This window comes from Xanthomonas campestris pv. asclepiadis, assembly GCF_020784175.1.
Classification (GTDB): Bacteria; Pseudomonadota; Gammaproteobacteria; order Xanthomonadales; family Xanthomonadaceae; genus Xanthomonas; species Xanthomonas campestris_D.
Genome location: NZ_JAJGQM010000009.1, coordinates 105,436 through 114,041, shown reverse-complemented (window position 1 = coordinate 114,041; position 8,606 = coordinate 105,436). Strand labels below are relative to the sequence as shown.

Annotated in this window: 7 protein-coding genes; 3 read left to right on the top strand and 4 right to left on the bottom strand. The window is 64.0% G+C overall.

The genetic code is table 11. The features are described from left to right. Positions 1-151: 151 nt before the first annotated feature. Entirely contained in the window at positions 152-2,467 is a 2,316-nt protein-coding gene (locus tag LL972_RS06895) for an AAA family ATPase (protein ID WP_228326941.1), read from the top strand. A gap of 293 nt (positions 2,468-2,760) precedes the next feature. On the opposite strand, the gene LL972_RS06890 is transcribed toward LL972_RS06895, so the two are convergent. The 4 genes from LL972_RS06890 to LL972_RS06875 all read right to left on the bottom strand — a co-directional run bounded on the left by LL972_RS06890 (position 2,761) and on the right by LL972_RS06875 (position 7,447). Further along, a complete protein-coding gene (locus LL972_RS06890; RefSeq protein WP_228326940.1) occupies positions 2,761-3,387 on the bottom strand; it encodes a hypothetical protein in 627 nt (208 codons plus the stop codon). 44 nt (positions 3,388-3,431) lie between these two features. Further along, positions 3,432-4,559: a Cache 3/Cache 2 fusion domain-containing protein gene (locus LL972_RS06885; RefSeq protein WP_228326939.1), complete on the bottom strand. Its 1,128-nt coding sequence runs from the start codon at positions 4,557-4,559 to the stop codon at positions 3,432-3,434. 380 nt (positions 4,560-4,939) lie between these two features. Further along, complete coding sequence (locus LL972_RS06880) at positions 4,940-5,764, bottom strand: alpha/beta fold hydrolase (RefSeq protein ID WP_228326938.1); 825 nt, start codon at positions 5,762-5,764, stop codon at positions 4,940-4,942. Between the two features lie 336 nt (positions 5,765-6,100). After that, entirely contained in the window at positions 6,101-7,447 is a 1,347-nt protein-coding gene (locus LL972_RS06875; RefSeq protein ID WP_228326937.1) for an Nramp family divalent metal transporter, read from the bottom strand. A 143-nt stretch (positions 7,448-7,590) separates the two neighbouring features. Here LL972_RS06875 and mntR point away from each other — a divergent pair, with 143 nt between their 5' ends. After that, entirely contained in the window at positions 7,591-8,058 is a 468-nt protein-coding gene (mntR, locus tag LL972_RS06870) for a manganese-binding transcriptional regulator MntR (protein ID WP_024939187.1), read from the top strand. Continuing rightward, positions 8,055-8,570, top strand: a complete 516-nt coding sequence (tadA, locus tag LL972_RS06865; RefSeq protein ID WP_228326936.1) for a tRNA adenosine(34) deaminase TadA — start codon at positions 8,055-8,057, stop codon at positions 8,568-8,570. The genes mntR and tadA overlap by 4 nt, the downstream gene beginning before the upstream one ends. Positions 8,571-8,606 lie beyond the last annotated feature (36 nt).

Sequence of the window (8,606 nt, the reverse complement as noted above, 5' to 3'; positions counted from 1 at the left end):
TTCTTCATGGAACCTCCTCGGGAAAGGGGACGAGAAAATTCCACTTCTGGCGTCAGCTAATGGGCGGGGGGATTACCTGCGGCAAGTGCATGGAGTCCGGCATGTCAACGCCCTGGCTCCAGACCAACGGCTGACGCTCCACCGTGTCGGTTTGACGATCATCTATGGCGACAACGGCTCGGGAAAATCCGGTTACGCGCGGATTCTCAAGAAGGTGTGTCGCGCCCGTATGCCTGGCCGAGCCGAGGAAATCGCCCCTAACATCTATGACGCAGCACCAGGCACGCCGAGCGCCACGATTGAATACGCGATCAGCGGCCAGAACCGCACATGCGCTTGGCAGCTTGGACAGGCTGCCGACGCCGCGCTCTCAGGCATCAGTGTGTTCGATTCCCGCACCGCAAACGTCCACGTGGGTGATACGAATGACGTGGCTTACACGCCATTTCCGCTCAAACTGTTGGGTGCGCTGGCGCAGCTCTGCAAATCGGTCAAGGACAAGCTGGTAGCCGAGATTGCGCAGATAAAGGGGCAAACGCCCGCAGCGATAAGAACGCCGGCATGCAGCAGGGACACAGCGGTCGGCAAGCTCATGGCCCGGCTCACCGCCAACACTGCGCCGGCGACGGTCGAAGCGTTGGCCACGCTCACGCAAGCAGAGCAAGACCGATTGGCACAGCTCACTGCGGACCTGGCTGGCGATCCGGCTCGCGCGGCGCGCCAGCTTGCGGCGTTGAAGACCAAGGTTGATGGGCACATTGCGCGCCTGGATCGGTTGTTTGCTTCTATCAGCAACGATACCGCCAATAACCTGCGCCGCCTTGCCGCTGATAGCGATGCCGCGCGCCGGGCGGCAGAAGCTGCTTCCAGTGCGCTTTTCCGGGACGAACCGTTGCCGCAGATTGGGTCGGAGGTTTGGCAGGCACTATGGACCAGTGCCCGAGCATTTTCGGACGCGGAAGCCTATCCCGAAAAGCGCTTCCCCGTCACAGATTCCGGCAGCGTATGCGTGCTTTGCCAGCAGGAATTGACGCACGTCGCCGCTGATCGTCTCAATCGCTTCGAGGCTTTTGTGCGCGACGACAGCCAGCAACGTGCCGACGCCGCGCGCGGCGCATATGACAGGGCGCTGGCAACGTTCAAGGGTGAGGCTATTTCCTTGGCAGAGCTTGCGAACATTGTGGCGACCGTCCGCGACGAACTGCGCCAGGATGCCTTGGCGATGGAGATCAAGGGCGCGACCCTGCGTGCCTTGTGGCGTCATCGCCAGATCAGGCGACGCCACGCAAGTCCAAGCGCCGCTATTGACGTGCCCGTTACGGAATACTCGCGTCAGGCGCTGGTCGATCAAGCAGCGGGCATTGAGACTCGGGCGAACGCCCTTGCCGCGGAGGCTGGCTCTCCAGCTCGCACCGCCTTGCTTGCCGACAAGGCCGAGCTTGCGGATCGGCAATGGCTTGGTGGCATCAAAGCCGATGTTCTCGCTGAAATCGAACGCCAGAAGAAGATCGCACTGCTTGAGACGGCCCAGCGGGACACTGCTACCAACCGCGTCACCACCAAGAGCACCGAGATCGCTCAGGCTTTGGTGACGGACGCGCTACGCGCACAGTTTGTTCGCGAGGTGGCGAGCTTTGAGATTGCTGGCCTCGCTGTGGAACTTCGGCAGCAAAACAGCGTTCAGGGCATCCCTCGCTTCAAGGTCGCACTTACGCGGAAGCCCACAGCTGCGGTGGGGCAGGTCTTGAGCGAAGGCGAGCATCGCTGCGTTGCCTTGGCCGCGTTCATGGCCGAACTCGCCACCACCGAAAACAAGTCCGGCATCGTCTTTGACGATCCCGTTTCCTCGCTCGACCACATGCACCGGGAGGCCGTGGCCAAGCGCCTGGTAGCTGAGGCCGCGCATCGCCAGGTCATCGTCTTCACGCATGATCTTGCGTTCCTGTTCGAGCTGAATCGCGCTGCGGATGATGCTCAGCCCAAGCCGCCGGTGGCGATTAGCTCCATCAGCCGGGGGGCTGACAAGGCAGGCTTCTGCCGCAGCGAGCCGCCATTCAAAGCGCGTCGGGTCAGTGACATCACCACAAGTCTGAGTAATCAGCTTGCCGGTGAACGCTACCATTTCGAGCAAGGCAATCAAGACGAGTGGCGAAAGTGCGTCAAATCCATCGCCGCAACGTTGCGCGATACGTGGGAGATCGCGGTTGAAGAAGCTGTCGGGCACGTCATCCGGCGACTGTCCAACGAAGTGAAGACGCCTGGCTTGGTCAAGCTGACCGCGATCACGGTTCTCGACTGCGAGGCCATGCGTGACGGGTTTGGTCGCTGTTCCGAACTGCTGCATAGCGCCGCCGCTGCGTTGAACCGCCCTCTGCCGAGGCCAGAAGCACTGACGGCCGAGATTGGTGCCTTAGCGACCTGGGCGGACAGCCTTCGGCAGCGTCAGGGCGCTACGAGGTTGCCTTGAATCCTCGGCGTCACCCAAGTGCTGTGGAACTGAGCGTGGTATTTTCCATGGCACTTGGAGAACAACATTTTGTAAGTCGTTGATAGATATGGTGGCTTTGCATTTATTTATGATAGAGTGGGATGAGTTGAACGACAAAGGCGCCGTGAGGCGCCTTTTCGTCAGGGCGTGCAGTTAACCGACAGTTTGCGTTCAGTGATGCATCGCCAGTTGCGCGCTGTGCTGGAAAGCAGTGCGTAGCGCTTGCAGATGTCGACGTCGATTGTGCTGCGCCGCGCCGCCGCCAATCTTTTTCAACGCACCTTGGCCAGCGCCACACGGGCATCTGCCATGAACTTCTGCGTTTCCTGTGGCGTGGAGAGATTGGCGCCCAGCTGATTGAGCACTTGTTCGATGTCGCTCGATGCGTCCCAGGCTTCGTCGCAGAGCATGCCGGCGATCGGGTCGAGATAATTCAACGCGACTTTTTCCAGTGCATCGCGGACGCGCTCGTCGGGTGCAGATCCGCCGCCGACGGATGCAGGCGACGCGCTCGGTGCCGCGACAGGCGTTACTGCAGCCGTCACGAGTGCCGGTGCAATTGGCGCACGCGGCCCAGCCGGTGCACCACCCAGATCCTGTTCGAAACCGCCCATCAACCATTGGCGCGCGTCGTCGCTCAGCAGCGACGGCTTGCCCATGCCGGCACCGGGGTCGGCCTGGAAGCGGGCCTTGGCCGCATTGACCATGGTGAGGCGTTGCACCGCCTCGTCATTGCGCAGCATGCGGAACACCACTTCTTCGATCTGCCCGGCATTGAGGCGGACGATGCAGGAGTGGTTCTCCTCGGTGACGACGAACAGAAAGCCGGACGCCTTCTTCAGTGCCAGCGCCTTGAGCTCGCGCAGCACGTCGATCAGCGGACGGAATTCAGTGGACATGGCGTCTTCCTTGCATCATCTGGTACGAAGTGGGTGCGCGCGGCTCAGCGTTTGCTGAGCCGTTCCATGGCCAGCCGGACGCTGTTGGACAGGCGGGAGATGGCGCGCGCCAGGGTACCAATTTCATCCTTGAGGTTGACCTCGTCGATGGTGTGGTTCCACTTGCCCAGGCTCAGCTCTTCGGCCACGGTGGTCAGGTGCTGGATCGGGCGCAGCACGCGGTTCCAGATCAAGGCCCACTGCAGGCCCAGCAGCAAGGCGCAGACCAGCAGGCCGATGCCGGCGATCCACAGCGACTGGCGCACGATCACGCCATTGACGTCGCTCTTGGGATAGGCCGAGACCAGGGTGAAGCCCCAGTCCGGCACTTCCTGCTTGGTGACGACCCAGTCGTCCGGGCTGTCCTTGACGATCCGCTCGATGGTGGCGGTGTCGGTGGTGGCACCGGTGGTGGACTGGAAGCGCAGCGTGTTCTTGCTGTCGAACACGGCGATGAAGCCGGAGTCGAGCACGCGACGGCTGCTGACCACGTTTTCCAGCGCCTGCGTGTCGGCCTTGTAGCCCACGTACCAGGCACCGATCACGCGCTTGTCGTTGCCGGCAAAGATCGGCTCGTAGCCGGTGACGTACGGGTTGCCGAGGATGTCGACCACGCCGTAGAAGCTTTCGCCGTTGCGCAGCTTGGCGGCGGCCTGGCCATTGGGATCGAGCACGGTGCCGATGGCGCGGCTGCCGTCGTCCTTCTTGACGTTGGTGGAGATGCGCACGAAGTCATCGCCGGTACGCGAGAACAGCGTGGCGGTGCCTTCGTGGATGGCGGTGACATCGTCGAGCATGTCGAAGTCGTTGGCCTGCGCCTTCTGGCCCAGCAGCAGGTCGTTGGCATTGCGCTCGCCCACGCGCACTTCGTTGCCGATGCTGGCGGCGCCGTGTGCATTGGCTTCCTTGCGCAGCTGGCGCATGGAGGAATTGACGCGGTCCAGCATCATCGCGCGGGTGACCGAGAACAAGGTCTGCAAGGACACCGACTGGCGCTCGATCGCGTCGCCGGCCTCGAACTTGACCCGGTTCGCTTCGGTAATGGCCAGAATGACCGTCAGTGCCGCTACCACGACCAGCACCAAGGCCAGCACCGGCAACAGCAGGCGCACTCGCAAAGAGTGACGAAGCATCGCAATTCCCCTGAACGCGTTTAATGATTGGATCGAGTGCCGTCGCAGCCCCCCGGCGGCGGTCGGACCTAGCCGTTATCGGCGGTTGCACACGATGCTGAAGCGGCCCCCACGCCGCTGGCGGTGCATACGATAGCTCAAGCCGATCGTTTTGACAGGGCGGCAGGCGCGTTGCGTGGCCCTGCGTTCAAGAATGGTCGACCTCGTTGCAAAGTCGAGGGCAGGGCGGGAGAACGCAGTCGGGCTTTGATGGCGAATGTCGCTGTGGATATCGGCCGATCGCCGCCGACTGACGTAAGCAGCCGACGCAGGTGATGGAGCGACACAAACAAAAGGCCGATTCGTTCGAGCCGGCCCTTGTCTATTGCAGCGTGAACCGATCAGGCCTTGGCAAATTCCAGCAGATCCTTGTTGAACTGATCGGCGTGGGTCACGGTGAGGCCATGCGGAGCGCCGGCGTAGATCTTCAGTTCGGCGTTCTTGATGATCTTGGCCGACAGCTTGCCGGATGCGTCGATCGGCACGATCTGGTCGTCGTCGCCATGCACCACCAATGCCGGTACATCGATCTTCTTCAGGTCCTGGGTGTAGTCCACCTCGGAGAACTGCTGGATGCAGTCGTACTGGCCCTTGTGGCCGCCCAGCATGCCCTGCAGCCAGAACGCATCGCGCATGCCTTGGGTGACCTTGTGGCCGTCGCGGTTGGCGCCGAAGAACGGCGTGGTCAACTCCTGGTAGAACTGCGAACGGTCCTTGGCCACACCTTCGCGGATGCCGTCGAACACGCTGATCGGCAGGCCACCGGGATTGGTCGGGTTCTTGACCATCTGCGGCGGCACCGCGCCGACCAGCACCACCTTGGCCACGCGCTTGCTGCCATGGCGGCCGACGTAATGCGCCACTTCGCCGCCGCCGGTGGAATGGCCGACCAGGATCGCGTCTTGCAGATCCAGCTGCTCGATCACCGCCGCCAGATCATCGGCGTAGGTATCCATGTCGTTGCCATCCCAGGTCTGCGACGAGCGGCCATGACTGCGACGGTCATGCGCGATCACGCGGAAGCCGTGTTGGCCCATGAACAGCATCTGCGCGTCCCAGGCATCGGCGCTGAGCGGCCAGCCGTGCGAGAACACCACCGGCTGGCCCTTGCCCCAGTCCTTGTAAAAAATGTTGGCGCCGTCGGGGCGGGTGACGAAATTGGACATCGGGTTGACTCCGTTGTTGGTCTGGTGGGGCGGTGTGGGGCGGTGTGGTGAGATGGGCGCGTAGCGCCGGGGCAGCACTGGCGAAGCTCGGTAGCGACAACGCTGCCACGGCGGCCGTGCCGGAGATGAGAAAGCTGCGGCGTCCGGCGTCGGCCAGATGCGCTCGAACGGATGCATGGAAACTGCTGAGGGCGAGGGCATACCCCGGGCGTCGCATGACGCGGTCGGTAGAGCACGCGTCGAATTGGTTGTTGTGCACGCGGTACACGCGAGGCGCCGCTAGCGCATCAGCCTCGACCGCACAGGCGGATCACTACGACAGATCGCTGGGACGGATCACTGCAGCGCGGTATCCCACAACAACTTGACGTTCAAACAGACGATCACCGCCGCAATGACCCAGGCGATGCGCACCAGCCACGGTGGTGCCACCAGCGCGCCCATCAAGTCGCGATCCGACACGAAGCGCACCAGCGGGATCACCGCAAACGGCAGCTGCATCGACAATACCACCTGGCTCAGTACCAGCAGCCGCGCGGTACCGGCCTCGCCATACAGCCAGGTCACGATCACCACCGGCACGATCGCGATGCCGCGCGTCAGCAGGCGGCGCAGCCACGGCGGCAAGCGCAATTGCAGAAAGCCTTCCATCACGATCTGCCCGGCCAGCGTGGCGGTGACGGTGGAATTGACGCCGGAGGCCAGCAGCGCGACCGCAAACAGCGTCGAGGCCAGCCCCACGCCCAGCATCGGCGCGAGCAGCGCATGGGCCTGTTCGATTTCCTGCACATCGGTGCGGCCCTGCGCGTGGAACACCGCCGCCGCCAGGATCAGGATCGAGGCGTTGATGAACAGCGCGAACATCAACGCCACGGTGCTGTCGGTCACCGCCCAGCGCAGCGCCGACTTGCGGCCCGCGTCGGTGCGCGGATACGCACGTGTCTGCACGATCGACGAGTGCAGGTACAGGTTATGCGGCATCACCGTCGCACCGATGATGCCGATCGCCAGATACAACGCGCGCGGGTCGGTGACCACTTGCGCACGCGGAATGAATCCGCCCAGCACGGCTGCGATGGGTGGTGCCGCCAGCGCGATCTGGATGCCGAAGCAGACGAAGATGATCAACAGCAGCGCGATCACGAACGCTTCCAACGCGCGGAAACCGCGGTTCATCAGCAACAACACCAGCACCACATCCACCGCGGTGATGATGGCGCCCACGGTCAGCGGAATGCCGAACAACAGCTTCAATGCGATGGCGGTGCCGATCACCTCGGCCAGATCGCAGGCGATGATCGCCAGTTCGCAGATGCCCCACAGCGCCAGGTTCACCCCGCGCGGGTAACGCGCCCGGCAGGCCTGTGCCAGATCCAGCCCGGTCGCGATGCCCAGCCGTGCCGACAGGCTCTGCAGCACGATCGCCATCAGATTGGACAGCAGGATCACCGACAGCAGCAGATAGCCGAACTGCGAGCCGCCCGCCAGATCGGTGGCCCAGTTGCCCGGGTCCATGTACCCGACCGACACCATGTAGCCCGGGCCCAGAAACGCCAGCAGCCGGAACCACCAGTGGCCGCCCTTGGGTACGGCGACGCTGGCGTGGTGGTCGCCCAGCCCGCCGTTGGTCACTGCCGGCGAAGGGAGGGGCAGGGCTGCGTTGGTACGGAGATCGGCGGACATGCGGGGCAGGCTGGCTAGGGTCATACGGATGATATAGCAACTGCTATGCTGTTGAGCATTGGCAATCTAAATCGTAATGATCGGCTGCGTGCTTCAAACTACGCATCCCGGCACTGGCGCCGGACGTGATGACGGGGATGAGGGTGGGCAAGAGCGAAAAGCTGGAAGCGGCCGCACCGGCGCTGATCGACGCGCAGGTGCACATGGAGAGCTTCCGTCAGGTGCGCGAAGCGCGCCGCGCCGAACTGGTCGAGGACTATGTGGAGCTGATCTCCGACCTGCTGGTCGACGGCGGCGAGGCGCGCCAGGTCGATATCGCCGCGCGCCTGGGCGTGGCCCAGCCGACCGTGGCCAAGATGCTCAAGCGGCTGGTGCGCGACGGCTGGGTGGTGCAGCGCCCGTACCGCGGGGTGTTCCTGACCCCGGCCGGCGAGGCGCTGGCGGCGTCCAGCCGGCAGCGCCATCAGATCGTCGAACGCTTCCTGCTCGCGCTGGGCATCGACGAGGCCACCGCGCGGCGCGATGCCGAAGGCATCGAGCACCATGTCAGCGAAGCCACTGTGGCCGCGTTCGCCGCCTTCCTGGATCGCCAGGGCGGCAGCGCCGCATGAGCATGCCGGTGGAAACGTCGGTCGACGCGGCGCAGGCGCTTATCGACCAACAGTGGATGCAACGCGCCCTGCAACTGGCCGAGCGTGCCGAACGCGACTTTGACGAGATCCCGGTCGGCGCGCTGCTGATCGATGCCGGGGGCACCGTGCTGGGCGAGGGCTGGAACTTCAATATCGCCAGCCACGATCCCAGCGCGCATGCCGAGATCATGGCCATGCGCGAAGGCGGCCGCCGCCTGGCCAACCACCGGCTCATCGGCTGCACGCTGTACGTCACGCTGGAGCCGTGCGCGATGTGCGCCATGGCGATGATCCACGCACGCATCGCGCGGGTGGTGTTCGCCGCCAGCGACCCCAAGACCGGCGCCTGCGGCAGCGTGTTCGACCTGCTCACCGACCCGCGCCACAACCACCGCGTGCAGGTCAGCGGTGGCGTTCTGGCCGCCGAGGCGGGTGCGCGGCTGACCAATTACTTCAGGGCCAAGCGTGGCAAGCCGCCCCTCGCGCCCTGAGCGGCGCGGCCGCGGTATGATGCGCGCCCTTCAGCA